This is a genomic window from Glycomyces sp. NPDC048151 (assembly GCF_043202775.1).
Lineage (GTDB): Bacteria > Actinomycetota > Actinomycetes > Mycobacteriales > Micromonosporaceae > Glycomyces.
Map to the genome: position 1 here is coordinate 22,664 of NZ_JBIDBB010000011.1, position 12,614 is coordinate 35,277.

The window sequence follows — 12,614 nt, forward strand, 5'->3', positions numbered from 1 at the left end:
TATGGTCGGGCGATGGACGTCATCCTCATTCCCGGTTTCTGGCTCGACGCGTCGTCGTGGGGCGAGACCGTGCCCGCGCTCGAGAAGGCCGGCCACCGCCCGCATCCGATCACGCTGCCCGGCATGGAGTCCCGCGACGCCGACCGGTCAGGCATCGGCCTGCGCGACCACATCGACGCGGTGGTCGCGGCCGTCGACGGGCTCGACGGCCAGGTCGCGCTCGTGGGCCACTCAGGCGGCGGCGCGGTCGCGCACGCGGTCGCCGACGCCCGGCCCGACCGGATCGCCCGCGTCGTCTACGTCGACTCCGGGCCGCTCGGCCCCGGCGGCGTCATCAACGACGAGCTGCCGGTCGTCGACGGCGAGATCCCGCTGCCGGACTGGAACGTCTTCGAGGACGAGGACCTCGTCGACCTCGACGACGAACTGCGGGAGGCGTTCCGCGCCAAGGCGATCCCGACGCCGCGCGGCGTCGCGTTCGACAAGCAGGTCCTCGGCGACGAGCGCCGCTTCGACGTGCCGGTCACCCTGATCTGCTGCGAGATCGGCAGCGCGATGATCCGCGCCTGGATCGAGCAGGGCGTGCCGTTCGTGAAGGAGCTGGCCTCGGTGAAGGACATCGCGTACATCGACGTGCCGACCGGGCACTGGCCGCAGTTCACGAAACCGGCCGAGCTGGCCGACGCGATCGTCTCCGCGGTGGGCCGCGCCTGACGCGCCGACGGTGATGTCGCCTCCCGGCCAGCCACGGGGCGACATCACTGGTTTCATTGTGCGCATGACGAATCCGACTGCCGCCCGCTTCCGCTCCCTTCACACCGCCCCGGCCCTGCGCCTCCCGAACTGCTGGGACGCCGCCAGCGCGGCGGTCATCGCCGCCGCGGGCGCCCCGGCGATCGCGACGACGAGCGCCGGCGTCGCCTGGAGCCTCGGTCGCCCTGACGGCGACGCGCTCGACCGGGACGCGATGCTCGACGCCGTGGCCCGGATCGTGCGGGTCGTGGACGTGCCGGTGACCGCCGACATCGAGTCCGGCTTCGGCGCGACGCCGAAGGAGGTGACCGAGACGCTCGCGGCGGTCGCCGCGGCGGGCGCGGTGGGCGTGAACATCGAGGACACGACCGCCGAGGCCCCCGGTTCGCTCCGGCCCGTGGCCGACCAGGTCGAACGCCTGCGCGCGGCCCGGGAGGGTGCCGGCCCGGACCTGTTCGTCAACGCGCGCATCGACATGTACCTGGCCGGGATCGGCGAGGAGTCGGAGCGGTTCGACGCGACCGTGGCCCGCGCGGAGGCGTACGCGCAGGCCGGTGCGGACGGCATCTTCGTCCCGGGCGTGACCGATCCGGACGTGATCGCCGCGCTCGTGCGGGCGATCCGCCTGCCGCTCAACGTCATGGCGGGCCCCGGCGCGCTCGCGCCCTCCGAGCTCGAACGCCTCGGCGTCGCCCGCATCAGCCTCGGCCCCGGCCTCGCCACGGCCGCATACGAACTCGCCCGCAAGGCCGCGATCGGTCTCCTCCAGGAGGATTCGTACGACCCGATCGCGGGCGGCATCGCCTACGGCACGATGAACGGCCTCCTCGCCTAGGCCTTCGGTTCCGGCGCGTCCGTTCGCAGTGCCGCCTCGGCGAACGACAGGACATGCTGGCGCATGATCTCCGGGTTCTCGCTCTCGTCGGCCCCGAGGATGAGGCGGGCGAGCTGCGGGACGACGCTCGGCCAGGCGGCGAGTCCGATGAGGATGAACAGGGTCGGGGCCGCCTGGAGGCGGCCCTCGGCCGCGCCGAGGGACTGTTCGAGGGCCTTGACCTTCTCGCGGTAGCGCACCTGCCGGTCGGCCTCGCCCGGCAGCGGCTCGGTCCGGTAGTGCAGCGCCTCCCACAGGAGCAGCCGCAGCAGCTGCGGGTGGAGCCGGTGGAACTCGTGCACGCGGTCGACGTACTGGACGAGGTCCTCCCCGGCGGTGAGCGGCACGGCCTCGGCGAGCTCGTCGAGGGCGTCGTTGACGACGGCGTCGAACAAGCCTTCCTTGCTGCCGAAATACCCGTAGACCCGCTCGCGGTTGACCCCGGACCGGGCGGCGATGTCGGAGATGCGGGTGTGCGCCAGGCCGTGCTCGGCGAAGACCTCCCGGGCGGCTCGCAGGAGCTTCTCGCGGGTCGTCAGCGGTGACTGGTCCGCGCTCGTGTCGCGTATGCGAAGTTGTGAATCCGACATGAACGTAATAATACTCCAACTCCGATGTTGACCAACAAACGAGTTGGTGGTGTAATGGGATCATGAGCCAGCAAGCCCAGACCCGACCCGCCGTCTCGCCCGGCGAGGACCGCGGACCCGCCCAGTGGGCTCCCACCGCCCGCACGATGGTGCCGCTGGCCGCGGCCGCCGTCTTCGTCGTCGGCCAGCTCTACGTCGTCATCCCGCTGCTCGGCGAGTTCACCTCCGGCTGGCGCGCGGGCACCGCCCAGGCCGCCTGGATGGTCACCGCCTTCGGCTTCGCCTACGCGACAGGCTTCCTCTTCTCCGGCCCCGCGGCCGACCGCTTCGGCCGCCGCCGCGTGCTTCTGGCCGGCATGGTCGCCTCCGCCCTCGCCACCGCCGCCGTGGGCTTCGCCGACGACCTCACCACCGGGCTCACGCTGCGCGCGATCCAGGGCTTCACGTCGGCGTTCTTCGCGCCCGCCGCGCTCGCCTACGTCGCCGAGCGCATCGCCCCGCCGCGCCGCCCGATCGCGCTCACCACGATGACCAGCGGCTTCATCGCCTCCGCGATCATCGCCCAGGCCGCCGCCACGCTCCTGCTGCCCGCGTTCGGCTGGCAGTCGGCGTTCTTCGGCGGTGCGGTCTGCGTCCTCGGGCTCGCCGCGATCCTCTTCCTCGTCCTCGAACCCGACCCCGCACGCGGCGCGACCGACCGACCGAACCCGCTGCGCGCCATGGGAACGCTGCTCCAACGCCGCGACACACTGCTGCTGTACCTCGCGACGGCCACCGTCCTCTCCTCGTTCGTCGCCGTCTACACAGGACTCGAGACGGTCGGTCCCGAAGGCCTGGCGGGCAACCCCACCGCGATGCTCGTCCTCCGCGCCTCGGCGCTCCCGGCGTTCCTCGCCGCGCCCTGGATCGCCGGACGCCTGCGCCGCTACGCCCCGACCACCCGCGTCGTCGGCGCCCTCGCGGTCGCCGCCGCCAGCGCCTTCCTCGCCGCCGCCGTCTCCGGCCTCGGCGTCTGGGCGATCGCGGTGTGCCTGCTCGAGTTCGTCGGCGGCATCGCGCTCGCCGCGCCGGGGCTCATCGAGGCCGTCGGCTCGGTCGCCGGGCCCGCCCGGGCCGCCGCCACCGCGCTCTACACGTTCGTCCTGTTCATCGGGGCGAGCCTCGGACCCCAGTTGGCGGCCTTCGCCGACGCCGCCGGATTCGTCGGCGTCTGCCTTGCCGCAGGAACGCTTCTCGCCGCGGGGGCAACGATCGCCTTCGCGGCCCGCCGCACCAGGAACAGCACGGCCTTAACGGGCTTCAACACCCAGGAACCCACATGACGCGCACCCACGCCATCGACCTCGCCACCGCACGCAACCTCGAAGCCCAGGCGCTCTTGGGCACCGGGCTCGAACCACCGTCCGATTGGGACGTCGTCGACGTCCGGTCGGGCGACCACGACGGCCTCCCGGTCACCGTGATCCGCCGCCAGCCCGGCCCCTACCGCCTCGGCGGCCCCCACGCCACCGTCGTCGCCGACCGGGACGGCCGCCTCCTCGGCTACACCAGCCTCAGGGCCGCGCCGCAGGCCGGGCTCCCGGAACGGGCCGAGAGCCGCAAAGCGGCGTTCGACCTGATCCGCCGCGCCGCCGGCGCCTACGCCGAAGACCTCGTCGTGCAGTGGATCAAACCGCACGCCGAGACCGTGACCGAGGACGACGGCGCGCACCGCACCGTCACCGGCATGAAAGTCCAGACCCGCCACGCCGACGGCCGCTACACCTGGGCGGTCGTCGGCCCCGGCGGCGTCTGCCTGACCTACGAACGAGGCATCCGCTGGGACGCCGCCCGCGCACGGCGCGGCACCCCGATGTGGCTGCACGACGACTGGATCGCCGCCCACGACGGCGTCGGCCCCGAACTCGATCCCCCCCACGCAAGCGTCAACTGAGAAAGGACCAGACCAGATGTCCACCCCCACGGCGAAGACCGAAGCGGCGCCCCTGCGCGTCGTCCCCGAACCCGAGCGCTCCGGCCGCACCGGGATACTCCTCTTCCAGACCCTGATCCTCACCTGGGCCGCCGCGTGGCTGACCCTCGTGGTCACCAACAACATCAACGACTTCGGGACGAACCGCTCCCTCATCGCGGGGATGCTCACGATGGACGAGCTCGCCGCCGACGACGTGTTCGGCAACGGCATCGAATGGCGCGCCATGCCCGAGGGCCTGGCCGTCCCGGCCCTCATCGGCGTGATCGCCTACCAGCTCCTGTCGATCGTCCTGCTGTGGCGGGGCGCCGTGTTCGCCATCAAGACCCTGGTGCGCCGGGAGCCCGCGCTCGCGGCCCCCGCGCTCCGCGCCGCCAACCTGGGCCTCACGGCGCTCGCCGGACTGTTCGCCGTGTTCCTCTGCGGCGGCATGTGGTTCGGCTACTGGATGAAGATGGGACCGGTCCAGATGGTGCACCTCACCGGACTGATCATCTCCATCCTCGCGGTCATCGTCGTCAACCTCCCCGGGAGCCGGGACCGCTCGTAGCCGACGGAGCCGCCGCGGCCCTCTGCGGGGAGGAGGCCGCGGCGCGCGCCGGAAGTCGCACCAGGACACCGGAACGCATTCGGCTCCAGTCGCATTCGGACTCGGAGGCGACTGCGGTTCAAGGCGTCCCGGACGCCCTGTTCCGCCGATTGAACGCCTCAGTCAGGAGCGCATGGGCAGGGCTGTGCACCGGGACCGCCTTCGGATTGACATCACCATAGAGTGTGGCCATCACCACCATTTGCAACGTCGTCTCGGCACCGAACCGGCGCATGATCGAATCGACCCTCCGCCGCAGGTGGCGGTCCGTGATCCCCAGCCACGCAGCGGCCGTCTGCTGGTCCGGAGCGGCGATGAGGTGTGCGATGACTTCTCTGTCGCGAGGAGACGAACTCGGCGTGCTCGGGTGTTGTGCCGGGGTTGTCAAGACGGTGACCTTCCTTGTCGCATAGAGAAACTGGCTGTGCGGTGGGGACGGAAGTTCCTAAAAATGATACGGGGGCCCGCAATGACCGCGGGTGTTCCCGGCAAACGCGCGCACGCTGCGTGTCCGATTCCGGACATCCGGTGTTGACATTCGGATAAGGCCGGGCAACGATGGTTTGCGGCAACGTCGCCACCACTGTCGACCGGGCGCACTCACCCCGAACCGGACCCTCGCCGGACCCGGGAACCCCCTCCCTCCGAGTGCCGCACCCCTCTCGCAAAGAAGACCCGGAAGCCGCGACGGCGGCACCGGTTCCAGCGGCTTGACCGACCGCGCGACCGGCATCCGGAGACGCCGCGAAACCCGGCGCACCAACACCCAATGACCGAGTCCCCGCGACCAGAGACAGGAGTCGGGCAGACATGCTGGACAGACCACCAGGGCAGGGCTGGGCCGAAGCAGTGTTCAACGTCGCCCTCGGCATCGGCGGCGAACAGCTCCGCACCGAACTCGAACGCATCCTCGCCAGACTCGACCTCGTGCGCAACGTGACCTCGCACGAGAGCCCCGAGATGGCCATCCACACCGCGGCCGGACGCACCGACCCGCTCGGACCCGCTCTCATCTTCCTCGTCCTCGACGAGCTCCGCCCCTCCGCGCTGGCGATGCTCGGCGAGACCGACCTCCGCTCCGTCCTCCTCGTCACCCGCACCGCCGACGTCGACCTCTCCCAGATCGTCCGCGTCCCCAGCGCCGGCATCCTCGACGCCGAGGACCTCACCACCTACGCCGTCCGCGACTGCCTCGAACGCGTCGCCATCGGCGAGGTCCCGATCCCCGCGCGCCTCGCGCAGCGCCTCCTCACCTCCCGGCCCGCCGACACCCGGCGCCCGCCGCGCCTCACCGCCCGCGAACGCGAAGTCGTGCCGCTCCTGGTGGAAGGCATGAGCAACAAGCAGATCGCCCGCCGACTCGCCATCTCGCCGCACGGCGCCAAACGCCTCGTCGGCAGCATCCTGGCCAAACTCGACTCTCCCAACAGGACCTTCGCCGTCACCCGCATCCTCCGCGAGGGCCTGCACACCTCCCGCGCCCCCGCACGCGAGCCGCGCGCCGACGACGACCCCCACCCAGCCGCGCACCACCTACTCGAATGCCAGCACACCACCTGAGACGGAGCCGGAATGGCCAACGGAAACCGACGAGCCGCCTTCTTCGACGTCGACGAGACCGTCATCTCGGTCAAGAGCATGTTCGACTTCCTGCGCCACTGGCTCGAGACCGGTGGCGACGACCGCACCTACGAACAGGCCGCGGGGGAGCTCCACGCACTGGCCGCCTCGGGCGCCCCGCGCTCGGCGGTCAACCGCGCCTACTACCGCGGCTTCGCCGGGACCTCGTACGACCGGCTCCTGGAGGAGGGCCGCAAATGGTATGCGGCGTACCGGCTCCGGCCTGACGCGTTCGTTTCGGCCACATTGGACGCCATCGCCGCGCACCGGAGGGACGGCGACCTCGTCGTCTTCGTGTCCGGGTCCTTCGCCGCCTGCCTCGACCCGCTCGCCGAGGAGCTCGGCGCGGACCTGGCGCTCGGCTCCGTCCCGATCGTCGGAGACGACGGCAGGCTCACCGGCGACATCGTGCGGCCCATGATCGGCGAGGTGAAAGCCCTCGCGGTGCGCGAGACCATCGCCGAACGGGGCCTCGCCGCCGAGGACTGCCGCTGCTACGGCGACCACATGAGCGACCTCGACATGCTCCAGCAGGTGGGCCGTCCGTGCGTGGTCGGCGAGGATCCCGTGCTCGCCGAGCATGCCGAGCGCCTTGGCTGGGACCGGCTCCCGGCGACGCCCGGCCCGCTCCCCGCCCCGCTCGACCACCCGTGACGCCCCGGACGCCGGGGCCCGAGCCGGTCCCGGCGTCCCGATGCGTCACTCCCGCAAGCGAATCGGGGCCTCAGGGGTGCCAGCGGTGAGCAGACCGCGCCAGGACCGTCCGAAGTGATCGAACGAGTGCTCCCTCCGGGCGTCGCCTCCGCCTGGACCGCCCGCGACCCCGAAGTCCGGCTCTTCCCTGAGGAAACGGCGCGCATCGAAGGCGCCGTGCCCTCCCGCCGACGCGAGTTCGCCACCGGACGCCACCTCGCCCGGACGGCGCTCGCGCGCCTCGGCGTGCCCGCCGCGCCCATCCCCACCGGCGACCGCGGGCAGCCGCTGTGGCCCGACGGCCTCACCGGCAGCATCACCCACTGCAAGGGCTACCGCGCGGCGGCGGCGGCGCGCCGCGACCGCTTCCGCGCCATAGGGATCGACGCCGAGGTGCACCTGCCCTTGCACGACTCGCTCATCGGCACGGTCCTGCTCCCCGAAGAGCAGGCCGACCTCGCGCGCCTCGCCGGCGAGCACCCCGGCCTCCACTGGCCCGCGATCGCGTTCAGCGCCAAAGAGAGCCTCTACAAGGCCTGGTTCACGCTCACCGAACGCTGGCTCGGCTTCCACGACGCCCGGCTGCGTTTCGACACTGTGCATGGAGTCGGCGGCTCGTTCACCGCCGACATCCGCGTCAGCGCTCAGACGATCGGTGGAACGCGGGTTCCCCCATTCGCCGGAAACTGGCATACTGACGGATCTGTCATCGTCACGGCGGTCACCGCCGAATAGCGATCGCTTTCGTCGGGAAAGCGGGTATACCCATTCGGGCGGCCCGATCGAGCGGCCCCGAAAGTGGACGTTGCGCCTGGTCGCGAGCGTGCATAGGCTTCTCCCCAATGGATCCCGAAGCAATCTCGCCTTTGCTTCGACAAGGTTGCGGGCGTTGGGCATCCATGTGAACCTGCCATGCGGCACCGGCACTGCGGTCGGGTCTCGGCCGCATTCCCTTCCTACAAGGAGGCGTCATGGGCATTGCCATTGTGAAACAACTCGCGGAACACGGCGACAGCGAGGCCGTCGTATTCCACGGCCACGGCACCACCTACCGGCAACTGATCGCGATGGTCGGCGACTGGCTGCGGTTCCTCGACGGCCACGAGATCCGACCGGGCACCGTCGTCGCTCTGGAAGGGACTTATTCGCCGCTGCTGTGCGCCGCCCTCCTGGCCCTGATCGAGCGCCGCGCGATCGTCGTGCCGCTCAGCGCGCTGCCCGAGGCCAAGCGAGCCGAGTTCCTGGAGGTCGCCGAAGTCGAGGTCGTCGTCTCTGCCGAGGAGAACGGCACCCGCGGCCTGGAGCGCACCGGAACCCGCGCCCGGCACGCCCACTACCAGGCGCTGCGCGAGGCACTCCACCCCGGACTCGTGCTCTTCAGCTCGGGCACGACCGGCCGCAGCAAGGCCTCCGTCCTCGACTTCGCGAAAGTCCTCGGCCGCTACCAGGCGAAAGGCCGCGACCAGCGGATCCTCTCGTTCCTCAGCCTCGACCACATCGGCGGGATCAACACCCTCCTCCACACGCTCGTGCAGGGCGGCACCGTCATCACCATCGCCAACCGCAGCCCCGAGGCCGTGTTCGCCGCCGTCGAGCGGCACCAGGTCGAGGTCCTGCCGACGACCCCCACGTTCCTGAACATGGTGCTCATCTCCGGCGTCCTGGACCGGTTCGACTGCAGCTCACTGGGACTGGTCACGTACGGGACCGAGCCGATGCCGATCCAGACCCTCAAGCGCCTCGCCGCCGCGCTGCCGCGGGTGCGCTTCAAGCAGACGTACGGGCTCTCCGAGCTCGGCATCCTCCCGACCAAGTCCCGCGGCGACGACACGCTCTGGGTCAAGCTCGGCGACGCCGGGTTCGAGCACAAGATCATCGACGACGTGCTGTGGATCCGCTCCGACATGGCGATGCTCGGCTACCTCAACGCCGACGCGCCCTTCGACGCCGACGGGTTCTTCAACACGCAGGACGTGGTCGAGACCGACGGCGAGTGGATCAGGATCCTCGGCCGCCGCTCGGAGATCATCAACGTCGGCGGCGAGAAGGTCTACCCCAGCGAGGTCGAGAACACGATCCTCGAGGTGCCAGGCATCGCCGAAGTCACCGTGAGCGGGCACCCGAGCCACGTCATGGGCATGGTCGTCAAGGCCACCGTCCTGCTCAGCCCCGAGACCACCGAGGACCCCTCCACAGTGCAGCGCCAGGTGCGCGCCCACTGCAAGTCCAAACTGGAGGCGTTCAAGATCCCCGCGGTCGTGGAGGTCTCCCACGAACGCCAGCACTCGGACCGCTTCAAGAAGATCCGGGGCGCGGCATGAGCGCCGCACCGGTCGCGCTCATCAGCGGCGGCAGCCGCGGCCTCGGCATGGTCCTCGCCGAACGGCTGCTCGGCGAGGGCTGGCGGGTCGCCACGTTCAGCCGCGGCGCCAGCGAGTTCACCGACGCCATGGCCGAGAAGCACCCCGAGGACTTCCACTGGGCCGCAGTCGACCTCGCCGACACCGCCGCGCTGCGCGCCTTCGCCGCCGCGGCCCGGCGCCGCTTCGGCCGGATCGACCTGCTGGTGAACAACGCCGGCGTCCTCACCGACCAGGAGCTGTTCCTCACCGTGCCGGGCAAGCGCATCGAGGACCTCATCTCCCGGAACCTCACCGCGCCCATCGCGCTCACCCAGGCCTGCGCGAAGGTCATGAGCGCCCAGCAGAGCGGCCAGATCGTCAACATCTCCTCGATCAACGCCGTCCGCGGCTTCCGCGGCGTCGCGGTGTACGCGGCCGCGAAGGCAGGGCTCGACGGGTTCACCCGCAGCCTCGCCCGCGAACTGGGGCCGCTGCACATCCGCGTCAACTCCGTGGTCCCCGGCTTCTTCGACAGCGGCATGACCGCCGCGGTCACCGCCGAGAACCGCGAGCGCATCCAGAAGCGCACCCCGCTGGGCCGGCTCGCCGATGTCGAGGAGATCGCGAACGCGGTCCTGCTCGTCGTCTCGCCCGGCGCCTCGTTCATCACCGGACAGACCATCATCGTCGACGGAGGAATCACATGCTAGACAAGATCGAAGCCCTGAACACCGTCCGCAACCACATCGTCGACCTCCTCGCGGAAGCGGAGATCGAGCACGGTGCGTTCGACGGCTCGGAGGCGCTGAACGCGGTGGGGCTCAACTCGCTCCTGCTCGCGCGCCTCATCATCCAGCTCGAGATCGAGTTCGGCGCCGACCCGTTCGCCGAGGGCGACCTGGTCATCTCGGACGTCCGCACGATCGCCGCGCTCGCCGACGCGTACGTCGCGGCGACGAACCAGGAGGTCGCGGTATGAGCGCCGACGTCCAGGAGCGGTCGGTCATGGTCGTCGGCGACCGGTTCGAGGACTTCCTCACGCACCCGGGCACCATCGCGGTGTCCGCGCTGCTGGAGTTCCTGCGGACCGGCGGCGGCGACGGCCCGCCGAAGATCACGGTCGGCCAGGGGCTCACGGGGGAGCAGCTCGCCGAACTCGACAAGTTCGCCGACACCGGCCGCTGCGTCCTGGCCACACAGGACCGCGTGCCGCTGCCGGTGGAGCGCTCGGTGACCCACAAGGTCTACGAGAAGAACGTCCTCATCGGCGAGCTCGAGCGGCTCGGCGAGGGCCGCTACCGGACCCCGCTGGTCCTCGACGAGCGCGTGGAGGTCCTCGAGGACCACCTGACGGGACTGCACATTCCGGCGGTGACCCTGCTGGAGGCGGCGAGGCAGACGTGGACGGCCGTCACCGAGCGGCACCTCATCGGCCCCGAGCCGCGCTCGCGGTTCGTCATCAGCCATGTCAACTCGACGTTCCTCAACTTCGTGTTCCCCATTCCGGCGCAACTGGAGTACCGCCTGCGCAGCCGGGAGCAGGGCCCGGTCGGGCACGTCATCGCCTTCACCGTCGAAGTGCAGCAGTCGGGCCGGATCGCCGCCCGCTTCGAGGCGGAGATCCGGGTGATCCCGGAGCGGTTCGCGGAGAAGCAGGAGGCCATGGCCGCGCGCCAGACGCTCCGGGACGAGATCGCGCCGCGGCCGCGCGCCACGGCGATGGGGCGCTGATCCGATGCTCTTCACCCTCCACTGCCTGGACGGCGACGACGGGGCCGAACGCCGGACCGCGCTGACGGCCGCGCACTCGGCCCGACTGCGCACCGCTTCGCCGAAGCCGCTGGTCTACGGGCCGCTGCTCTCGGATGACGGCGAACGCGGCATCGGCAGCCTCTTCATCATCGACGTCCCCGACCGCGCCGCCGCACAGGAATGGGCCGACGCCGATCCGTTCCGCACCGGCGGCGTGTGGCAGGAGGTGCGCGTCCACCGGTTCCGGCAGTCGGCGAACGCGCCCGTGCAGCTCCCGGTCGCGACCGCCTGAGCCGCACGGACAACGGCGCTTCGCGCGCCGCGGACGAGGGGCCGCGGCGCGCGAAGCGCCTTGTCTAGTTCCGGGACGGCGCGTCGCGGACCAGGCAGGTGAGGCGGCCGGTGCAGACCCGGCGGCCCTCCTCGTCGCTCACGACGATCTCGTACGTCGCCGTCGACCGTCCACGGTGGATCGGTGTCGCGACCCCCTCGACGGTGCCTGACCGGACGGCCCGGTGGTGGGTCACGTTGAGGTCCACGCCGACCGCGATCTTCTCGGGCCCGCCGTGGAGCATCGCCCCGATCGAGCCGAGCGTCTCGGCGAGGACCGCGGAGGCCCCGCCGTGGAGCAGCCCGTACGGCTGCCGGTTCCCCTCGACGGCCATCCGCGCCACCACCCGCTCGGGGGCGGCCTCGAGCACGTCGATGCCCATGCGGTCGCCGAGCTCCCCGGCGGAGAACAGCTTGTCCAGGTCGACCCCGGCTCCGGCGAACCGGTCGCGGACCTCTGCGGGAAACTCGGTCATCTCGGGCGGCTCCGTTCACGTCGGTGTGGTTTCGGTGAGCCCAGTCTAGGTTCGCGCCTGTGCGCCTAGCGGAAGACGCCGAGGACCATCGCGATGAGCGCTTCCACGTCGTCCTCGGCCATCGGCTCCCCGTCGATGCCGAGCCGGTGGAGCAGGGTGCCCATGATGACGTCGATGACGAACCGGACGCGCTGCTCGGACTCCCCGAGCGCGTCCTGGAGCACCGCCAGGTACGGGGCCTGCAGCTGCGTCGACAGGATCTCGCGCAGCGCCGGATCGCTGACGGCGTCGGTGAACACGCCCGCGAAGGCCGCACCGACGCCGGGCTCGCTGGTCTTCGCCGCGGCCCACCGGACCGCGGTGGCCAGCAGCTCGTCCCGGTCCTCGCTCACGAGGGGCGCGGGGCCGAACGCGTCCACCAGGCAGGCGGTGATGAGCGCCCCCTTCGACGGCCACCGCCGGTACAGCGTCGTCTTCGCGGCGCCCGCCGCGACCGCGATCCGGTCCATGGTCGCGCCCGCGTACCCGAACTCGTGCACCGAGCGCAGGGTCGCGGCGAACACGCCGGCGTTCAGCTCCGAGCGCGGCCGCCCGGCTCCCGGGGAAGTGGATTCCTGCACGGC

General features: G+C 71.2%; 16 protein-coding genes. 13 read left to right on the top strand and 3 right to left on the bottom strand.

Annotation, left to right across the window (positions count from 1 at the left end):
* The first annotated feature begins 12 nt into the window (after nucleotides 1-12).
* Complete coding sequence (locus ACGGCP_RS24015; protein ID WP_392970218.1) at nucleotides 13-714, top strand: alpha/beta fold hydrolase; 702 nt, start codon at nucleotides 13-15, stop codon at nucleotides 712-714.
* Between the two features lie 64 nt (nucleotides 715-778).
* Entirely contained in the window at nucleotides 779-1,588 is an 810-nt protein-coding gene (locus ACGGCP_RS24020; protein WP_392970221.1) for an isocitrate lyase/phosphoenolpyruvate mutase family protein, read from the top strand.
* On the opposite strand, the gene ACGGCP_RS24025 is transcribed toward ACGGCP_RS24020, so the two are convergent.
* Entirely contained in the window at nucleotides 1,585-2,217 is a 633-nt protein-coding gene (locus ACGGCP_RS24025) for a TetR/AcrR family transcriptional regulator (RefSeq protein ID WP_392970224.1), read from the bottom strand. The two genes, ACGGCP_RS24020 and ACGGCP_RS24025, sit on opposite strands and share 4 nt — an antisense overlap.
* A 62-nt stretch (nucleotides 2,218-2,279) precedes the next feature.
* On the opposite strand from ACGGCP_RS24025, the gene ACGGCP_RS24030 reads away from it, so the two are divergent.
* The 11 genes from ACGGCP_RS24030 (at nucleotide 2,280) to ACGGCP_RS24080 (ending at nucleotide 11,477) form a co-directional block, all read left to right on the top strand.
* The gene (locus ACGGCP_RS24030) at nucleotides 2,280-3,539 is read left to right on the top strand and encodes an MFS transporter (RefSeq protein WP_392970226.1); all 1,260 of its coding nucleotides are present in this window, start codon (nucleotides 2,280-2,282) and stop codon (nucleotides 3,537-3,539) included.
* A complete protein-coding gene (locus tag ACGGCP_RS24035) occupies nucleotides 3,536-4,150 on the top strand; it encodes a hypothetical protein (RefSeq protein ID WP_392970229.1) in 615 nt (204 codons plus the stop codon). The genes ACGGCP_RS24030 and ACGGCP_RS24035 overlap by 4 nt, the downstream gene beginning before the upstream one ends.
* 16 nt (nucleotides 4,151-4,166) lie before the next feature.
* A complete protein-coding gene (locus ACGGCP_RS24040; protein ID WP_392970232.1) occupies nucleotides 4,167-4,739 on the top strand; it encodes a DUF2165 family protein in 573 nt (190 codons plus the stop codon).
* 849 nt (nucleotides 4,740-5,588) lie between these two features.
* Nucleotides 5,589-6,338, top strand: a complete 750-nt coding sequence (locus ACGGCP_RS24045; protein ID WP_392970235.1) for a LuxR C-terminal-related transcriptional regulator — start codon at nucleotides 5,589-5,591, stop codon at nucleotides 6,336-6,338.
* Nucleotides 6,339-6,350: 12 nt separating this feature from the next.
* Nucleotides 6,351-7,052 (top strand): HAD family hydrolase, encoded by a 702-nt coding sequence (locus ACGGCP_RS24050; protein WP_392970238.1) that lies wholly within the window; start codon nucleotides 6,351-6,353, stop codon nucleotides 7,050-7,052.
* A gap of 114 nt (nucleotides 7,053-7,166) precedes the next feature.
* Complete coding sequence (locus ACGGCP_RS24055; protein WP_392970240.1) at nucleotides 7,167-7,826, top strand: 4'-phosphopantetheinyl transferase; 660 nt, start codon at nucleotides 7,167-7,169, stop codon at nucleotides 7,824-7,826.
* Nucleotides 7,827-8,062: 236 nt separating this feature from the next.
* Complete coding sequence (locus ACGGCP_RS24060; RefSeq protein WP_392970243.1) at nucleotides 8,063-9,412, top strand: fatty acid--CoA ligase family protein; 1,350 nt, start codon at nucleotides 8,063-8,065, stop codon at nucleotides 9,410-9,412.
* Nucleotides 9,409-10,143, top strand: coding sequence for an SDR family NAD(P)-dependent oxidoreductase (locus tag ACGGCP_RS24065; RefSeq protein ID WP_392970246.1), 735 nt, complete (start codon nucleotides 9,409-9,411; stop codon nucleotides 10,141-10,143). Before ACGGCP_RS24060 ends, ACGGCP_RS24065 begins: the two co-directional genes overlap by 4 nt.
* A complete protein-coding gene (locus tag ACGGCP_RS24070; protein WP_392970249.1) occupies nucleotides 10,137-10,412 on the top strand; it encodes an acyl carrier protein in 276 nt (91 codons plus the stop codon). The genes ACGGCP_RS24065 and ACGGCP_RS24070 overlap by 7 nt, the downstream gene beginning before the upstream one ends.
* On the top strand, nucleotides 10,409-11,164 hold the full coding sequence (locus ACGGCP_RS24075) for an AfsA-related hotdog domain-containing protein (RefSeq protein ID WP_392970252.1): 756 nt from the start codon (nucleotides 10,409-10,411) through the stop codon (nucleotides 11,162-11,164). The genes ACGGCP_RS24070 and ACGGCP_RS24075 overlap by 4 nt, the downstream gene beginning before the upstream one ends.
* Nucleotides 11,165-11,168: 4 nt before the next feature.
* On the top strand, nucleotides 11,169-11,477 hold the full coding sequence (locus ACGGCP_RS24080) for a YciI family protein (RefSeq protein ID WP_392970255.1): 309 nt from the start codon (nucleotides 11,169-11,171) through the stop codon (nucleotides 11,475-11,477).
* Between the two features lie 64 nt (nucleotides 11,478-11,541).
* Here ACGGCP_RS24080 and ACGGCP_RS24085 read toward each other — a convergent pair whose 3' ends face one another.
* A complete protein-coding gene (locus ACGGCP_RS24085) occupies nucleotides 11,542-11,991 on the bottom strand; it encodes a PaaI family thioesterase (RefSeq protein ID WP_392970258.1) in 450 nt (149 codons plus the stop codon).
* 65 nt (nucleotides 11,992-12,056) lie between these two features.
* Nucleotides 12,057-12,611 carry a TetR/AcrR family transcriptional regulator gene (locus tag ACGGCP_RS24090; RefSeq protein ID WP_392970260.1) on the bottom strand — a complete coding sequence of 185 codons (555 nt, stop codon included), beginning with the start codon at nucleotides 12,609-12,611 and terminating at the stop codon, nucleotides 12,057-12,059.
* Nucleotides 12,612-12,614 lie beyond the last annotated feature (3 nt).

Coding starts and splice junctions, on each gene's coding strand:
- ACGGCP_RS24015 (WP_392970218.1), top strand. CDS start 13: ATGGACGTCATCCTCATTCCCGGTTTCTGGCTCGACGCGTCGTCGTGG.
- ACGGCP_RS24020 (WP_392970221.1), top strand. CDS start 779: ATGACGAATCCGACTGCCGCCCGCTTCCGCTCCCTTCACACCGCCCCG.
- ACGGCP_RS24025 (WP_392970224.1), bottom strand. CDS start 2,217: ATGTCGGATTCACAACTTCGCATACGCGACACGAGCGCGGACCAGTCA.
- ACGGCP_RS24030 (WP_392970226.1), top strand. CDS start 2,280: ATGAGCCAGCAAGCCCAGACCCGACCCGCCGTCTCGCCCGGCGAGGAC.
- ACGGCP_RS24035 (WP_392970229.1), top strand. CDS start 3,536: ATGACGCGCACCCACGCCATCGACCTCGCCACCGCACGCAACCTCGAA.
- ACGGCP_RS24040 (WP_392970232.1), top strand. CDS start 4,167: ATGTCCACCCCCACGGCGAAGACCGAAGCGGCGCCCCTGCGCGTCGTC.
- ACGGCP_RS24045 (WP_392970235.1), top strand. CDS start 5,589: ATGCTGGACAGACCACCAGGGCAGGGCTGGGCCGAAGCAGTGTTCAAC.
- ACGGCP_RS24050 (WP_392970238.1), top strand. CDS start 6,351: ATGGCCAACGGAAACCGACGAGCCGCCTTCTTCGACGTCGACGAGACC.
- ACGGCP_RS24060 (WP_392970243.1), top strand. CDS start 8,063: ATGGGCATTGCCATTGTGAAACAACTCGCGGAACACGGCGACAGCGAG.
- ACGGCP_RS24065 (WP_392970246.1), top strand. CDS start 9,409: ATGAGCGCCGCACCGGTCGCGCTCATCAGCGGCGGCAGCCGCGGCCTC.
- ACGGCP_RS24070 (WP_392970249.1), top strand. CDS start 10,137: ATGCTAGACAAGATCGAAGCCCTGAACACCGTCCGCAACCACATCGTC.
- ACGGCP_RS24075 (WP_392970252.1), top strand. CDS start 10,409: ATGAGCGCCGACGTCCAGGAGCGGTCGGTCATGGTCGTCGGCGACCGG.
- ACGGCP_RS24080 (WP_392970255.1), top strand. CDS start 11,169: ATGCTCTTCACCCTCCACTGCCTGGACGGCGACGACGGGGCCGAACGC.
- ACGGCP_RS24085 (WP_392970258.1), bottom strand. CDS start 11,991: ATGACCGAGTTTCCCGCAGAGGTCCGCGACCGGTTCGCCGGAGCCGGG.